This is a genomic window from Kosakonia sp. H7A (genome assembly GCF_003028445.1).
Lineage (GTDB): Bacteria > Pseudomonadota > Gammaproteobacteria > Enterobacterales > Enterobacteriaceae > Kosakonia > Kosakonia radicincitans.
The window spans coordinates 544,380-559,479 of the sequence record NZ_PYTZ01000001.1 but is presented as its reverse complement, the minus strand read 5'-3'; the positions used below and the strand labels follow the sequence as shown (position 1 = coordinate 559,479).

General features: G+C 57.8%; 14 protein-coding genes. 9 read left to right on the top strand and 5 right to left on the bottom strand.

Annotation, left to right across the window (positions count from 1 at the left end; translation table 11 throughout):
* The first annotated feature begins 14 nt into the window (after positions 1-14).
* Positions 15-566, top strand: coding sequence for an NAD(P)H nitroreductase (locus CWM66_RS02550; RefSeq protein ID WP_007374603.1), 552 nt, complete (start codon positions 15-17; stop codon positions 564-566).
* Between the two features lie 62 nt (positions 567-628).
* Here CWM66_RS02550 and phoC read toward each other — a convergent pair whose 3' ends face one another.
* A complete protein-coding gene (phoC, locus tag CWM66_RS02545) occupies positions 629-1,375 on the bottom strand; it encodes an acid phosphatase PhoC (protein ID WP_007374604.1) in 747 nt (248 codons plus the stop codon).
* Positions 1,376-1,654: 279 nt separating this feature from the next.
* Between phoC and selD the strand changes: the two genes are divergently transcribed.
* Positions 1,655-2,698 (top strand): selenide, water dikinase SelD, encoded by a 1,044-nt coding sequence (gene selD, locus CWM66_RS02540; protein ID WP_035886130.1) that lies wholly within the window; start codon positions 1,655-1,657, stop codon positions 2,696-2,698.
* Between the two features lie 3 nt (positions 2,699-2,701).
* Positions 2,702-4,651, top strand: coding sequence for a DNA topoisomerase III (locus CWM66_RS02535; RefSeq protein ID WP_079518038.1), 1,950 nt, complete (start codon positions 2,702-2,704; stop codon positions 4,649-4,651).
* A 70-nt stretch (positions 4,652-4,721) separates the two neighbouring features.
* Here CWM66_RS02535 and gdhA read toward each other — a convergent pair whose 3' ends face one another.
* Positions 4,722-6,065, bottom strand: a complete 1,344-nt coding sequence (gene gdhA, locus CWM66_RS02530) for an NADP-specific glutamate dehydrogenase (RefSeq protein WP_072440555.1) — start codon at positions 6,063-6,065, stop codon at positions 4,722-4,724.
* Positions 6,066-6,299: 234 nt separating this feature from the next.
* Between gdhA and CWM66_RS02525 the strand changes: the two genes are divergently transcribed.
* A complete protein-coding gene (locus CWM66_RS02525) occupies positions 6,300-6,584 on the top strand; it encodes a DUF1496 domain-containing protein (protein ID WP_064567046.1) in 285 nt (94 codons plus the stop codon).
* On the opposite strand, the gene CWM66_RS02520 is transcribed toward CWM66_RS02525, so the two are convergent.
* Genes CWM66_RS02520 through xthA form a run of 3 tightly spaced genes read right to left on the bottom strand, consistent with a single transcriptional unit; the run spans position 6,550 to position 8,624 of the window.
* Positions 6,550-6,966 (bottom strand): pyrimidine (deoxy)nucleoside triphosphate diphosphatase, encoded by a 417-nt coding sequence (locus tag CWM66_RS02520; RefSeq protein ID WP_035886124.1) that lies wholly within the window; start codon positions 6,964-6,966, stop codon positions 6,550-6,552. The genes CWM66_RS02525 and CWM66_RS02520 overlap by 35 nt on opposite strands.
* Entirely contained in the window at positions 6,944-7,813 is an 870-nt protein-coding gene (locus tag CWM66_RS02515; RefSeq protein ID WP_107146217.1) for a sulfurtransferase, read from the bottom strand. The genes CWM66_RS02520 and CWM66_RS02515 overlap by 23 nt, the downstream gene beginning before the upstream one ends.
* Before the next feature lie 4 nt (positions 7,814-7,817).
* Positions 7,818-8,624: an exodeoxyribonuclease III gene (gene xthA / locus CWM66_RS02510; protein ID WP_007374611.1), complete on the bottom strand. Its 807-nt coding sequence runs from the start codon at positions 8,622-8,624 to the stop codon at positions 7,818-7,820.
* Positions 8,625-9,058: 434 nt separating this feature from the next.
* On the opposite strand from xthA, the gene CWM66_RS02505 reads away from it, so the two are divergent.
* Genes CWM66_RS02505 through astE form a run of 5 tightly spaced genes read left to right on the top strand, consistent with a single transcriptional unit; the run spans position 9,059 to position 15,084 of the window.
* Positions 9,059-10,279, top strand: a complete 1,221-nt coding sequence (locus tag CWM66_RS02505) for an aspartate aminotransferase family protein (RefSeq protein ID WP_007374613.1) — start codon at positions 9,059-9,061, stop codon at positions 10,277-10,279.
* Positions 10,276-11,310 carry an arginine N-succinyltransferase gene (astA, locus tag CWM66_RS02500; protein WP_107146216.1) on the top strand — a complete coding sequence of 345 codons (1,035 nt, stop codon included), beginning with the start codon at positions 10,276-10,278 and terminating at the stop codon, positions 11,308-11,310. Before CWM66_RS02505 ends, astA begins: the two co-directional genes overlap by 4 nt.
* Positions 11,307-12,785, top strand: coding sequence for a succinylglutamate-semialdehyde dehydrogenase (astD, locus tag CWM66_RS02495; protein WP_107146215.1), 1,479 nt, complete (start codon positions 11,307-11,309; stop codon positions 12,783-12,785). The genes astA and astD overlap by 4 nt, the downstream gene beginning before the upstream one ends.
* Positions 12,782-14,107 (top strand): N-succinylarginine dihydrolase, encoded by a 1,326-nt coding sequence (astB, locus tag CWM66_RS02490; protein ID WP_007374616.1) that lies wholly within the window; start codon positions 12,782-12,784, stop codon positions 14,105-14,107. Before astD ends, astB begins: the two co-directional genes overlap by 4 nt.
* 11 nt (positions 14,108-14,118) lie before the next feature.
* The gene (gene astE / locus CWM66_RS02485) at positions 14,119-15,084 is read left to right on the top strand and encodes a succinylglutamate desuccinylase (RefSeq protein ID WP_072440565.1); all 966 of its coding nucleotides are present in this window, start codon (positions 14,119-14,121) and stop codon (positions 15,082-15,084) included.
* Positions 15,085-15,100 lie beyond the last annotated feature (16 nt).

The window sequence follows — 15,100 nt, the reverse complement described above, 5'->3', positions numbered from 1 at the left end:
CAGGAGTTTAACTAATGGATGCACTTGAACTGCTCGTCAACCGTCGTAGCGCGTCACGCCTGGCGGAACCGGCACCAGCGGGTGAACAACTGGATAACATTCTGCGTGCCGGTATGCGCGCACCCGATCATGGTACGCTGCAACCGTGGCACTTTTTCGTTATCGACGGCGAAGGGCGCGAACGCTTCGGTAAGGTGCTGGAGCAGGGCGCAATTGCGGCAGGCCAGGATGAGAAGGGCATTGAGAAAGCGCGCACTTCGCCGCTGCGCGCGCCGCTGATTATTACCGTGGTCGCGAAATGTGAAGTGGGTCATAAAGTGCCGCAGTGGGAACAGCTGCTTTCTGCCGGTTGTGCCGTGATGGCGATGCAGATGGCGGCGCTGGCTCAGGGGTTCAATGGCATCTGGCGTACCGGCCCGCTGACCGACAGCCCGCAGGTGCGCGAGGCGTTTGCCTGCCGCGAGCAGGACAAAATCGTCGGCTTCCTGTATCTCGGCACGCCGCAACTGAAAGCCTCCACCACCGTTACGGTTCCGGATATCGCTCCGTTCGTCACGCGTTTTTAATCACCACATCTATTCACAGGCCGGATGGCGCTAACGCTTATCCGGCCTGCGTTATTAATTTGCTACTTATTCTTCGCAGCAAATTCCGCTTTGGCTTTCTGCAATTGCTGCTGGAATGCCGGGCTGGTGTGCAGCGTGGCAACAACGGCAGAACCGACGATCCGCGCGGCATCAACATCACTCTGCCAGTGGTAGCCGCAGATCACCCGACTTTGCCCCAGATCGTAGCCGCGTTTGAGGATCTGATCCTGGCGCTGCGGGTTAATTTCTGCGAGCACCAGCGCCGTTGCCCAGCCAATTGAGGTATGGCCGGAAGGGTAGGAGCCGTTTTTCGACAGTGCATCCTGCTCTTTGGTATTGCAGGTCGGCACACCATAGAAGGCAAACGGGCGGATGCGCATGTACTTCTGTTTAGCACCGCGCGTCGCCAGATCGCCCGCATCCTCAATCATATTGGTCAGCAGCTTATGCAACTGCGGGGAATCTTTTTCGGTAATCGGTGAACCGAAAGCCGTTGAGAAGGCATTGGCGACGCCGCCGCTGCTCAGGTTGGCGTCTTCCGCAGCCTGTTTGCCGCGTTCAGTGTTGCGCAGCAGGCGGCCTTGTTCATACATCGCCTGATCGTTGAGAAACGCAATGCTGCCTACTTCCGGCGGTGGCGGCAGCAACGCCAGGCTGTCAATCGCCTGCGCATTTTTCAGGTAGTAGAGGTCTGGTTTGGTGGTGGCATCGTTGCCCGCAGGGACAAGCGCAAAGGTATTAACAGAGAACAAACTGGCAATGCAGAGGGTAAGTAAACGTCTTTTCATTAGTGATTCCTTTAATTATCAATAACATCCTCAGTTGAAAAGATAAGTAATATTTCTGTCATATAACAGTAATAAATAAACTCACGGTTTAAAAAATTGCTCTGTATCGCAAAATGGCCGATGTATTGAGTTCAGTGATGTTATGTGGCGACATACTCAGCGGCGAAATGCTGTTATTCGTTCGCTTAATGAGCAACAGCGCGTGAATTCAGACACGCAGACTTACCACCATGCCGTTTGGGCGCTACCATAGCGGGATTGCAATGACAGGAGATGTCCATGAGCGAGCAAACCATTCGTTTAACGCAATACAGCCACGGAGCCGGTTGCGGTTGTAAAATTTCCCCCAAAGTGCTGGATACCATTCTGCACAGCGAGCAGGCAAAGTTTCTCGACCCGAATCTGCTGGTCGGCAATGAAACGCGCGACGACGCCGCGGTTTACGATCTCGGTAACGGCACTTGCATTATCAGTACCACCGATTTTTTCATGCCTATCGTCGATAACCCGTTCGATTTTGGCCGTATTGCGGCAACCAACGCCATCAGCGATGTCTTCGCGATGGGGGGAAAACCGATCATGGCGATTGCCATCCTCGGCTGGCCGCTCGATAAACTGCCGCCGGAAATTGCCCGTGAAGTGATCGATGGCGGGCGCTTTGCTTGCCAGCAGGCGGGTATTGCGCTGGCGGGCGGTCACTCTATTGATGCGCCGGAGCCGATTTTCGGTCTCGCCGTGACCGGCGTGGTGCCGACAGAGCGCGTGAAGAAAAACAGCACCGCGCAGGCGGGCTGCAAACTGTTCCTCACCAAACCGCTGGGCATTGGCGTATTAACCACTGCCGAGAAAAAATCCCTGCTTAAGCCGGAACATGTTGGCCTGGCAACGGAAGTGATGTGCCGGATGAATATTGCTGGCGCAGCCTTTGCGAATATCGACGGGGTGAAAGCGATGACCGATGTCACCGGCTTTGGCCTGCTCGGCCATCTGAGCGAGATGTGTCAGGGCGCTGGTGTGCAGGCGCAGGTGAATTATCAGGCCGTGCCGAAACTGCCGGGCGTCGAAGAGTATATTGCCAAAGGCGCCGTGCCGGGCGGCACGCAGCGCAACTTTGCCAGCTATGGTCATCTGATGGGCGAAATGCCTGCGCCCGTGCGCGATCTGCTGTGCGATCCGCAAACCTCCGGCGGCCTGCTGCTGGCGGTGTCGCCGGAAGCGGAAAACGAGGTGAAAGCCACGGCGGCAGAGTATGGCATTGAACTGAGCGCCATTGGCGAGCTGGTCAGTGCTCGCGGCGGTCGTCCGATGATCGAGATCCGTTAATTCATGCGGTTATTTATTGCCGAAAAGCCCAGTCTGGCCCGCGCCATTGCCGATGTGTTACCCAAACCGCATCGCAAAGGCGACGGCTATATTGAGTGCGGTAATGGTCAGGTGGTGACCTGGTGTATCGGTCACCTGCTGGAGCAGGCGCAGCCGGATGCCTACGATAGCCGCTACGCCCGCTGGAATCTGGCGGATTTGCCGATTGTGCCGGAAAAGTGGCAGTTGCAACCGCGCCCGTCGGTGCTGAAACAGATCAATGTCATTAAACGCCTGCTCGCGGATGCCGAGCAGGTGGTGCACGCGGGTGACCCGGATCGCGAAGGGCAGTTGCTGGTGGACGAGGTGATCGACTACCTGCAACTGGCGCCGGAAAAACGCCAGCAGGTGCAACGCTGCCTGATTAACGATCTCAACCCGCAGGCGGTGGAGCGCGCGATCGAACGCCTGCGCGCCAACAGCGAATTTATTCCGCTGTGCGTATCGGCGCTGGCCCGCGCCCGCGCCGACTGGCTGTACGGCATCAACATGACCCGCGCGTATACGCTGCTGGGGCGCAACGCCGGTTATCAGGGCGTGCTCTCGGTTGGCCGCGTACAGACGCCGGTGCTCGGGCTGGTGGTGCGCCGCGATGAAGAGATCGAAAACTTCGTGGCGAAAGATTTCTTTGAGGTGAAAGCGCATATCATCACGCCTGCCGGGGAGCGCTTTACCGCCCTGTGGCAGCCGAGCGATGCCTGCGAGCCGTATCAGGATGAAGAAGGGCGTCTGCTGCATCGTCCGCTGGCGGAACATGTGGTCAGCCGCATTACCGGCCAGCCAGCGCTGGTTACGGCGTATAACGATAAGCGCGAATCGGAACTGGCGCCGCTGCCGTTTTCCCTTTCGGCGTTGCAGATTGAAGCGGCGAAACGCTACGGTCTCAGCGCGCAAAATGTGCTGGATATCTGCCAGAAGCTGTACGAAACCCACAAGCTGATTACCTATCCGCGTTCGGATTGCCGTTATTTGCCGGAAGAGCACTTTGCCGGGCGCCATGCGGTGATGAATGCAATTGGCGCGCATGCGCCGGATCTGCTGCCGCAGCCGGTGGTCAACCCGGATACGCGCAACCGCTGCTGGGATGACAAAAAGGTCGATGCGCACCACGCCATTATTCCGACCGCGCGGGCATCGAAAGTGAATCTCAGCGATAACGAAGCCAACGTTTATAACCTGATTGCCCGCCAGTATCTGATGCAGTTCTGCCCGGATGCGGTGTTCCGCAAATGCCAGATCGATCTGGATATCGCCAACGGCAAGTTTATCGCCAAAGCGCGTTTCCTGGCGGAAGCCGGCTGGCGAACGCTGTTGGGTTCGAAAGAGCGCGATGAGGAGAACGATGGCACGCCGCTGCCGGTGGTGGCGAAAGGCGACGAGCTGCTGTGCGAGAAGGGCGAAGTGGTGGCCCGTCAGACGCAGCCGCCGCGCCACTTTACCGACGCCACATTATTGTCGGCGATGACCGGTATCGCCCGCTTTGTGCAGGATAAAGAGCTGAAAAAGATCCTGCGCGCCACCGACGGGCTGGGGACGGAAGCAACGCGCGCCGGGATTATCGAGCTGCTGTTTAAACGCAGTTTCCTGGTTAAAAAAGGGCGCTACATCCACTCCACCGAGCCGGGACGGGCACTGATCCATTCATTGCCGGAAATGGCGGCCAGACCGGATATGACGGCGCACTGGGAGTCGGTGCTGACGCAAATCAGCGAAAAAGAGTGCCGCTATCAGGACTTCATGCAGCCGCTGGTCAGCACGCTGCATGAGTTGATCCACCAGGCGCGTAATACGCCGGTGCGTCAGTTCCGTGGCCTGGTTGCGCCGGGCGGCGAGAAGAAAAAAACGTTTGCCAAAGGACGGAGTAAAAAACGCCCGCCATCAACTGAGGCGGGCGGCGACGCTGTTGTGTCGTAGGCCGGATAAAGCCTGTATGCCGCCATCCGGCAATGAATGCCTGATGGCGCTTCGCTTATCAGGCCTGGGGTTAAATCACACCCTGCGCCAGCATCGCGTCGGCGACTTTCACAAAACCGGCGATGTTGGCGCCGCGCACATAGTGCGTCTGTTTACCTTCACCGCCGTATTCGACGCAGGCCTGATGAATATCAAGCATGATGTGGTGCAGACGGGCGTCCACTTTCTCTGCTTTCCAGCTTAAACGCGCGGCATTCTGTGCCATCTCCAGCCCGGAAGTGGCTACGCCGCCCGCATTGGCGGCTTTACCCGGCGCGAACAGCACGTTTGCTTCAAGGAACAGTTCGGTCGCCGCGATAGTGGTGGGCATATTCGCCCCTTCGGCCACCGCTTTCACGCCGTTGGCGATCAGCACGCGTGCTGCATCCACATCCAGTTCATTCTGCGTGGCGCACGGCAGCGCGATATCCACGGGCACGGACCACGGTTGCTGGCCCTGCAGATAGTTCAGGCCAAACTCCCGCGCATAGTCGGCGATCCGGCCATCGCGGCTGGCTTTGATTTCACACAGACGGGCCAGTTTTTCCGCCGTAAAACCGGCTTTATCAACGACAGTGCCGCTGGAATCAGAAGCCGTGATCACGCGCGCGCCAAGGGACATCGCTTTTTCGATGGCGTACTGCGCCACATTGCCGGAACCGGAAACCGCCACGCGCATCCCTTCAAAACCGAGACCGTGGCGTTTCAGCATCGCTTCGGTGAAGTAAACCAGGCCGTAGCCGGTGGCTTCCGGGCGGATCAAACTGCCGCCGAACGTCAACCCTTTGCCGGTGAAGACGCAGGCGGTGTTGTTGGAGAGTTTTTTCATCATCCCGGCCATAAAGCCGACTTCACGCGCACCGACGCCGATATCGCCCGCCGGAACGTCGGTATCCGCGCCGAGATGGCGGTACAGTTCGGCGATCAGCGCCTGGCAAAAACGCATCACTTCGCCGTCGCTTTTGCCTTTCGGATCGAAGTCGCTGCCGCCTTTGCCGCCGCCCATTGGCAGGGTGGTCAGCGCGTTTTTAAAGGTCTGCTCGAAACCGAGGAATTTCAAAATCGACAAATTCACTGACGGGTGAAAACGCATCCCGCCTTTGTAGGGACCAATGGCGGAGCTGAACTGTACGCGCCATGCGCGGTTGACCTGCACCTGGTTGCGGTCATCAACCCAGGCCACGCGAAACTGGATCACGCGTTCCGGTTCAACCAGCCGCTCCAGCAGCGACAACTGGCGATAGCGCGGGTTAGCTTCAAGAAACGGCCAGAGGGTGGTCATCACTTCGCGCACGGCCTGGGCGAACTCCGGCTGGTGCGGATCGCGCTGCTGAACATAACCGAGGAAGGATTCAAGAGAGTGGGTCTGATCCATAGATATAAGCTTCTCTTATTTTTAGGTGAAGTTGTTGTGATTGTGGTGCGCAAAAAACGGGCACTTTCGGACTATAACATCCGTAATGGTGCATGCCGCAAAGGAAAATGCCCCACACCAGGCAAATTAATAATCTGCGCATCGTCATAACGAAAAACGATGATTGAGGAAACTAAAGCTGTGGGAAATAGATCCGTTATAGTAATACATGGCGTCAATCAGAAAGGAAGAGTTATGGCCCGTTTATCGTGGATAGCAGCATTACTGGTGGTAGCAGCGGGCAGCGCGCTGGCCGAACGTTTACCCTCGCCGGGAATTGAAGTGAATGTCCCCCCGGAAGTCTTTAGCTCCGGCGGGCAGACGCAAACCACGCAGCCGTGCATCCAGTGCTGCGTGTATGGCAATCAAAATTACAGTGAAGGCGCGGTGGTGAAAGCCGAAGGCGTGCTGTTACAGTGCCAGCGCGATGAACGCGCCATTTCCACTAATCCGCTGGTCTGGCGTCGCGTGAAGCCATAAACGCTTCCAGTAGCGGGATATCCGCTGGCGCCAATGCCTGTTTCAGGGCGTCAGCGGGTTCGCACCACAGCAAGGCGCTGTGATAGTGGCGGGTTGGCTCACCGTGAAAGGCAACAACGTGCCACGCATGCAGATGGATCATCCGCCCGGACACTTCCCGCTGGTGGCTGGCGACATAACGAGCAGGCAGGGCATCAATACCCAGTTCCTCGCGCAGCTCACGCGTTAGCGCCTGCGGCTGCGTCTCCCCGGCTTCCACCTTGCCGCCAGCAAACTCCCATAGCCCGGCTTGATCTGCGTGCGGCGGGCGCTGCGCCAGCAAAATTTTGCCATCGCGCTCGATGATCGCCGCGACCACCTCAACTGTTTTCAGGGTTGTCATCCGTCTGTTCCATTTTCTGCTGCTGGCTCCACTCGAACCAGCCGCCATCATACACGGCGATCTTCTGCCAGCCGAGTGCGCGGGCAAGCAAAAATGCCAGCGATGCGCGCCAGCCGGTACCGCAGTAAAAAATTACCTGTTGATCGGCGGTGATGCCTTGCTGCTGCCACAATGCGGCAATCTCTTGCGGGGAGCGTACAGTGCCATCCGGATGATGGTAATCCGTAATAAACTGACTGTTGCCGCCAGCGTGTCCCCAGCGCGCGCCGGGAATATCACCAGCGGTGGAAATATAGTGATACCCGCTGCTGTTGCCGCTGAATTCATCCCAACTGCGTACGCTGATCAGCACGGTTTCTGGCTGCGCCATTCGTTGCCGGGTTTGCGCCAGGTTAAGTAAAAAGTGTGGCCGTGCAGGGAACGGCGCGCCGAAATCCTGCGCGGTGATGGCGGGCGGCAGGTCGCTCGTTTGCCGCAGCCCTGCGCGTTGCCAGCTCTGCCAGCCGCCATTCAGCAGACGGACATCGTTAACGCCCGCGTACAGCAGAATATGCGCCAGCCGCTCGGCAGCATAGTTACCGCGACCGTAGAGAATGACAGTCATATCGCTGCGTAGACCGTAGCGGGACAGCACCGCGCGCAGTATTTCGGGCGGTACCACATTCCACAGCGGCAGGCTTTCGACAAGTTGGGTGTCAATGTAATGCGCGCCGGGAATGTGCCCGGCGCGATAGGTTGGCTCGGCGTTATAGCCGACTTCCAGCAGCCGCCATGTTTCGGCTGGCGGATTGTGTTGCAGTAAATCGTCCAGCCACTGCGCGGTAACCCACGGATTGCCGGACGTCATGGCATCAGACCTTAAATTTGGCCCATACCGGCGCGTGATCGGACGGTTTTTCCATGCTGCGAATGTCGTAATCAATCCCGGTTTCGATGCAGCGCTCGGCCAGCGGCTGGCTCGCCAGCAACAGATCGATGCGCAGGCCACGGTTGTCATCAAAGCCTTTGGAGCGGTAATCAAACCACGAGAAGCGATCGTTGGTTTCCGGGTTTGCTTCGCGGTAAGTATCCACCAGACCCCAGCCCTTCAGGCGCTCCATCCATTCACGCTCTTCCGGCAGGAACGAGCATTTCCCGGTGCGCAGCCAACGCTTGCGGTTCTCTTCGCCGATGCCGATGTCCAGATCCGTCGGGCTGATATTCATATCGCCCATGATCAGTACCGGGTTCTCTTTTTTCAGCTCGGTTTCGAGGAAGGTTTGCAGATCCTGGTAGAACTTCTCTTTCGCCGGGAATTTCAGCGGATGGTCGCGGCTTTCGCCCTGCGGAAAGTAGCCATTAATCACGGTGATATTGCCGAGAGGCGACGGGATTTCCGCCATGATAATGCGACGCTGCGCCTCTTCGCCGTCGTTGGGAAAGCCGCGACGTACGGAAACCGGCGTATCTTTGGTCAACAGCGCAACGCCGTAGTGACCTTTTTGCCCGTGATAAAAGACGTTGTAACCCAGTCGCGCCACCTCTTCGAGCGGAAACATATCGTCATGGACTTTTGTCTCCTGCAGACCGATTACGTCCGGCTGATGCTGCTCGACAAGCGCTTCCAGTTGATGAGGCCGGGCACGCAGGCCGTTGATATTAAAAGAGACAAATTTCATAGTCGCCGCCACTTAGCAGTAAAAAGATGCACAGATGTTAGCAGAATTTACATTTAACCACCGCCACTTATTGATATTGCTGTTACTGATGAGCAAAAAACGCGTCGGTTGCCCTGGTTTGGTGCGCGCTGCGCCGAAATGGGGCAGTGCGTGAAGATTAATTTCGCTGATGATCACAGTTCCAGAATTAAATATTCTTATTGCATAAACCCGCGCCTCCGATCGCCCATCACCTCGCCTGGATATACATTTATTCACTTTTTATGCATTTTATGTGAATAGAGACAGGCTGTAAGTTGCTGATATTTCGTTGCTCCAGGACGTTTATGCATTTTTATCGCTGGCTGGCACGAACTGTGCAATCTACATTTACAGCGAGAATGTTCATATTCATTAACATTTATTCGACTTTTTATTTACCGGATGAGGTCGCTATGTCTACGTCAATTACGCGTGAAAATTTTGATCAATGGATGTTGCCTGTCTACGCGCCAGCGCCTTTTATTCCGGTTCGCGGGGAAGGGTCGCGTTTATGGGATCAACAGGGCAACGAGTACATCGATTTTGCCGGGGGGATTGCGGTAAACGCGCTGGGCCACGCCCATCCCGCATTGTGCAAGGCTCTGAGCGAGCAAGCGGCGAAGTTCTGGCATACCGGCAATGGCTATACCAATGAGCCGGTACTGAAGCTGGCGAAACGGTTGCTGGATGCCACGTTTGCCGATCGCGTTTTCTTCTGTAACTCCGGCGCGGAGGCGAATGAAGCGGCGCTGAAACTGGCACGTAAATATGCCCACGACACTTTCGGCCCGCAGAAAAGCGGCATTGTGGCTTTCAAAAATGCTTTCCATGGCCGCACGCTGTTTACCGTCAGCGCTGGCGGGCAACCGGCCTACTCGCAGGATTTTGCGCCGTTGCCGCCGCAGATCCAGCATGCGGTTTACAACGATCTGGCTTCCGCCAGCGCACTGATCAATGACGACACCTGCGCGGTCATTGTTGAACCAATGCAGGGGGAAGGTGGTGTGCTCCCGGCCAGTCAGGCCTTTTTACAGGGCTTGCGCGATCTCTGTACCCGTCACAACGCGGTGCTGATTTTTGATGAAGTGCAGACCGGCGTCGGCCGCACCGGCGAACTGTATGCCTATATGCACTATGGTGTGACACCGGATGTACTGACCACCGCGAAAGCATTGGGCGGCGGTTTCCCGATTGGCGCGATGCTCACCACTGAAACCTTCGGCAAAGTGATGAATGTGGGTACACATGGCACGACCTACGGCGGTAATCCGCTGGCGGGCGCAGTTGCTGGTGCGGTGCTGGATATCGTCAATACGCCGGAAACACTGACCGGTGTGAAACAGCGCCACCAGTGGTTTGTTGAGCAGCTGACGGCGTTCAACGATCGCCATCCTCTGTTCAGTGACATTCGCGGCCTCGGGCTGCTGATTGGCTGCCAACTGGTGGCGGAACATGCCGGAAAAGCGAAACAGATTTCGCAACTGGCGGCAACGGAAGGGGTGATGGTGCTGATTGCCGGTGGCAACGTGGTGCGCTTTGCTCCGGCGCTGAATATCAGTGAAGAAGAGGTTCGCACCGGGCTTGCGCGCTTTACCCGCGCCTGTGAAAAATTCCTTGCGGAGAACGTATCATGATGGTGATCCGTCCTGTCGCGGCAAGCGATCTACCGGCGCTGATGAAGCTGGCCGGGAAAACCGGCGGTGGGCTGACATCGTTACCAGCCGATGAAGCGACGCTGGCCGCGCGTATTGAGCGTGCCCGCCGCACGTGGCAAGGGGAGTTGCCGAAGGGCGAGCAGGGCTATGTTTTTGTGCTGGAAGAGACGCAAAGCGGTGAAGTGGCCGGGATCTGCGCCATCGAAGTGGCGGTGGGGCTTAACGATCCCTGGTATAACTACCGCGTGGGGACTCAGGTTCATGCGTCGAAAGAGTTGAATGTCTACAATGCGCTGCCAACGTTATTTCTCAGTAACGATCACACCGGCAGCAGCGAGCTGTGCACGCTGTTTCTCGATCCGGCCTGGCGCAAAGAGGGCAACGGCTATCTGCTGTCGAAGTCGCGCTTTCTGTTTATGGCGGCCTTTCGCGATCGCTTTAACGAAAAAGTGGTGGCGGAGATGCGCGGCGTCATCGACGAGCATGGTTACTCGCCGTTCTGGGAGAGCCTGGGAAAACGTTTCTTCTCAATGGAATTCAGCCGTGCTGATTATCTGTGCGGGACCGGGCAGAAAGCGTTTATCGCCGAATTGATGCCCAAACATCCTATTTATACCCACTTCCTCTCCGACGAGGCGCAGGCGGTTATTGGCGAGGTGCATCCGCAGACCGCGCCAGCACGCGCGGTGCTGGAGAAAGAGGGCTTTCGCTACCGCAATTATGTCGACATTTTTGATGGCGGGCCGACGCTGGAATGCGATGTTGACCGGGTGCGGGCGATCCGCAAAAGCCGGCTGGTTACCGTGGCGCAAGGGCAGCGCGCGCCGGGAGAGTGGCCAACCTGCATGGTGGCGAATGAGCAATACGAGCAATTTAGAGCCATGCTTATCAAAGCGGATCCCAACACGGAGCGGCTGCTGTTAAGCGCCGCAGAACTGGATGCGTTGAAATGTCAGCCGGGCGATACCGTGCGGCTGGTTCGCCTGTGTGCCGAGGAGAAATCACAATGAGTTTATGGATCAATGGCGACTGGGTAACCGGTGAAGGTGAGCGTCGGGTGAAAAGTAATCCGGTAAGCCATGAAGCGCTGTGGCACGGTTTTGATGCCAGCGCCGCACAGGTCGAAGAGGCGTATCGGGCTGCGCGTAACGCTTTTCCGGCATGGGCGCGCGAACCTTTCTCCGTGCGCCAGGCGGTGGTGGAAAAATTTGCCAGCCTGCTGGAAGCCAATAAAGCCGCGCTGGCGGAAATCATTGCCCGTGAAACCGGGAAACCGCGCTGGGAAGCAGCGACCGAAGTAACGGCGATGATCAATAAAGCCACCATTTCCGTGAAGGCTTATCACACGCGAACCGGCGAACAGCACACGGAAATGGCCGACGGCGCAGCAACGTTGCGCCACCGTCCGCATGGCGTTCTCGCCGTTTTCGGGCCCTATAATTTTCCAGGCCACTTGCCGAACGGCCATATTATTCCGGCGCTGCTGGCGGGCAACACGCTACTGTTCAAACCGAGCGAACTGACGCCGTGGAGCGGCGAAGCGGTGGTTAAACTGTGGGAGCAGGCTGGTCTGCCCGCCGGGGTGCTCAATTTAGTGCAGGGCGGACGCGAAACCGGGCAGACGCTGAGTGCGTTGCCGGGGCTGGACGGTTTGCTGTTCACCGGTAGCGCCAATACTGGTTATCAATTGCATCGCCAGTTGGCGGGTCAGCCGGAGAAGATCCTCGCGCTGGAAATGGGCGGCAATAACCCGCTGATCGTCGAAGATATTCAGGATATTGATGCCGCCGTACATCTGGCTATCCAGTCCGCTTTTATTACCGCCGGACAGCGCTGTACCTGCGCACGACGTTTGCTGGTGAAACGCTCAGCAGAGGGCGATGCTTTCCTTGCGCGGCTGGTGGAGGTGAGCGCACGTCTCACGCCGCAGGCATGGAATGCAGAACCGCAGCCGTTCCTGGGCGGTTTGATCTCCGCGCAGGCCGCGCAGCATGTGCTGCACGCGTGGCAGGAGCATGAAGCGCGCGGCGGCAAAACCTTGCTGGCGCCACGTCTGCTGGAAGAAGGCACTTCACTGCTGACGCCGGGCATTATTGAGATGACCGGAGTGGCTGACGTGCCGGATGAAGAGGTGTTTGGCCCGCTGCTGTGCGTCTGGCGTTATGACGATTTCGATGAAGCCATCGCGCTGGCGAACAATACCCGTTACGGGCTCTCCTGTGGGCTGATTTCCCCGCAGCGCGAGAAGTTTGATCGGCTGTTGCTGGAAGCGCGCGCCGGGATTGTTAACTGGAACAAACCACTGACGGGCGCGGCCAGTACCGCACCATTCGGCGGTGTGGGCGCTTCCGGTAACCATCGCGCCAGCGCCTGGTATGCGGCGGATTACTGCGCATGGCCTATGGCGAGCCTTGAATCTGCCGATCTGACCCTGCCGCAAACGCTCAGCCCGGGTCTCGATTTTTCCCGCGAGGAACAACCATGAAAGCGCATGAAGTGAACTTTGATGGGCTGGTCGGCCTGACGCACCACTATGCCGGGTTGTCATTCGGCAATGAAGCCTCGACCCGGCACCGTTTCCAGGTCTCCAACCCTAAGCTGGCAGCGAAGCAGGGGCTACTGAAAATGAAGGCGCTGGCCGATGCCGGTTTCCCGCAGGCGGTGATCCCACCGCATGAGCGCCCCAATGTGCCGGTGTTGCGCCAGTTGGGATTTAGCGGCAGCGATGAGCAGGTGGTCGAAAAAGCCGCAGCGCAGGCGCCGCAAATCCTCTCTTCCGCCAGTTCGGCATCGGCGATGTGGGTTGCCAATGCCGCCACGGTTTGCCCGTCGGCGGATTCCGCGGATGGCAAAGTCCACCTGACGGTGGCGAATCTCAACAATAAATTCCATCGCGCGATCGAAGCGCCGACCACTGAAGCGCTGCTGCGGGCGATTTTCCGCGATGAAGAGACATTCAGCGTGCATTCGGCGCTACCGCAAGTGGCAATGCTGGGCGATGAAGGTGCCGCTAACCACAACCGCTTTGGTGGCGACTATGGCGATCCGGGCGTCCAGCTTTTTGTCTATGGGCGCGAAGAGGGCAGCACGCTTGCACCGACACGCTATCCGGCTCGTCAGACGCTGGAAGCCAGCCAGGCGGTGGCGCGTCTCAACCAGGTTCGCCCTTCGCAGGTGGTGTACGCCAGGCAAAATTCCCAGGTCATTGATCAGGGCGTGTTCCATAATGATGTTATTGCTGTTTCCAATCGCCAGTTACTGTTTTGCCACGAGCACGCCTTTGCCGATCAAGCGCAACTGCTGGCGGAGTTACGCCGTCGCGTGCCGGGTTTTATGGCGATCGAAGTGCCGCAGCAGGCGGTATCGGTTGCCGATGCGGTGTCGACTTACCTGTTCAATAGCCAGCTACTGAGCCATGAAGATGGTCGCATGGTGCTGGTGTTGCCGCAGGAGTCGCGGGAGCATGAAGGCGTCTGGCGTTATCTGAACCAGTTGCTGGCGCAGGATAACCCGATCGCTGAACTGAAGGTGTTCGATCTGCGCGAGAGTATGGCAAACGGCGGCGGCCCGGCGTGCCTGCGCTTGCGCGTAGTGTTAACCGGGGCGGAACAGCAGGCGGTAAATCCGGCGGTGATGATGAACGATACGTTGTTCGCCACGCTCAATGACTGGGTTGATCGCCACTATCGCGACCGTCTGACACAGGCAGATCTTGCCGATCCGCAGCTGTTGCGGGAAGGGCGGGAAGCGCTGGACAGACTCACGCAGTTGCTGAACCTCGGTTCTGTTTATCCCTTCCAGCGTTAACCGGAGGTTGTATGGATAACTTTCTTGCCACCACGTTATCGGGTGACATCCCGCGTAAAATGTCAGGGGAGTCGGGCGGTATTCACTGGTTGTGGCACGAGCAAGGGATCCTTGAACTGGTGCCGCCGCACCCTACCGGGCGTTCGCTGGTGCTCTCCTGCGCCATTCATGGCAATGAAACCGCGCCGGTGGAGATGCTGGACATCCTGCTGAAAAATATGTTTTCCGGCACGCAGCCGCTTACCTGGCGGTTGTTGGTCATCCTTGGCAACCCGCAGGCGCTGAGGGAAGGAAAGCGTTTTCTGCATAGCGATTTGAACCGCATGTTTGGTGGACGCTGGCAACAACTCCCGCCCAGCGATGAAACGGTGCGTGCCGCGCAGCTTGAACGTGCGGTCACCCACTTTTTTGCCGGTGGCGATGAGGAGCGCTGGCACCTCGATCTGCATACGGCGATTCGCGGATCGCATCATGTGCGTTTCGGCGTGCTGCCGCAGCGTGCGCAGCCGTGGGATGAACTGTTTCTGGAGTGGCTGGGCTCTGCAGGGCTGGAAGCGCTGGTGTTCCATCAGGCGCCGGGCGGCACGTTTACCCACTTCACGTGCGCGCAATTTGAGGCGCTGGCCTGTACGCTGGAGCTGGGTAAAGCGCTGCCGTTTGGCGAGAACGATCTCAGCCAGTTTCAGCGTACCGCATGGGCGCTGGCAGCATTGCTGGCCGGTGAACCTGCGCCGGACAAGCAGAGTACGCCGGTACGTTACCGGGTTGTGCAGCAACTGACGCGACACAGTGAGGCGTTCAAACTGTATATGTCAGCAGAAACGCTGAACTTTACGCCTTTCAGCGCCGGGACGCTGCTGGCGGAAGATCGCGGTGAACGCTACGTTGTGCAGCATGATGAAGAGTATGTGCTATTTCCGAATCCTGGTGTTGCTGTAGGTTTGCGCGCCGGATTAATGCTGGAAAAAATAAACTAATACCTCGGCCCTGTTA

What these genes read in the sequence shown, in the direction of transcription:
- gdhA (WP_072440555.1), bottom strand. Translation starts at nt 6,065, where the DNA reads ATGGATCAGACCCACTCTCTTGAATCCTTCCTCGGTTATGTTCAGCAG.
- CWM66_RS02515 (WP_107146217.1), bottom strand. Translation starts at nt 7,813, where the DNA reads ATGACGTCCGGCAATCCGTGGGTTACCGCGCAGTGGCTGGACGATTTA.
- phoC (WP_007374604.1), bottom strand. Translation starts at nt 1,375, where the DNA reads ATGAAAAGACGTTTACTTACCCTCTGCATTGCCAGTTTGTTCTCTGTT.
- astA (WP_107146216.1), top strand. Translation starts at nt 10,276, where the DNA reads ATGATGGTGATCCGTCCTGTCGCGGCAAGCGATCTACCGGCGCTGATG.
- astD (WP_107146215.1), top strand. Translation starts at nt 11,307, where the DNA reads ATGAGTTTATGGATCAATGGCGACTGGGTAACCGGTGAAGGTGAGCGT.
- astB (WP_007374616.1), top strand. Translation starts at nt 12,782, where the DNA reads ATGAAAGCGCATGAAGTGAACTTTGATGGGCTGGTCGGCCTGACGCAC.
- CWM66_RS02525 (WP_064567046.1), top strand. Translation starts at nt 6,300, where the DNA reads ATGGCCCGTTTATCGTGGATAGCAGCATTACTGGTGGTAGCAGCGGGC.
- astE (WP_072440565.1), top strand. Translation starts at nt 14,119, where the DNA reads ATGGATAACTTTCTTGCCACCACGTTATCGGGTGACATCCCGCGTAAA.
- CWM66_RS02550 (WP_007374603.1), top strand. Translation starts at nt 15, where the DNA reads ATGGATGCACTTGAACTGCTCGTCAACCGTCGTAGCGCGTCACGCCTG.
- selD (WP_035886130.1), top strand. Translation starts at nt 1,655, where the DNA reads ATGAGCGAGCAAACCATTCGTTTAACGCAATACAGCCACGGAGCCGGT.
- xthA (WP_007374611.1), bottom strand. Translation starts at nt 8,624, where the DNA reads ATGAAATTTGTCTCTTTTAATATCAACGGCCTGCGTGCCCGGCCTCAT.
- CWM66_RS02520 (WP_035886124.1), bottom strand. Translation starts at nt 6,966, where the DNA reads ATGACAACCCTGAAAACAGTTGAGGTGGTCGCGGCGATCATCGAGCGC.
- CWM66_RS02535 (WP_079518038.1), top strand. Translation starts at nt 2,702, where the DNA reads ATGCGGTTATTTATTGCCGAAAAGCCCAGTCTGGCCCGCGCCATTGCC.
- CWM66_RS02505 (WP_007374613.1), top strand. Translation starts at nt 9,059, where the DNA reads ATGTCTACGTCAATTACGCGTGAAAATTTTGATCAATGGATGTTGCCT.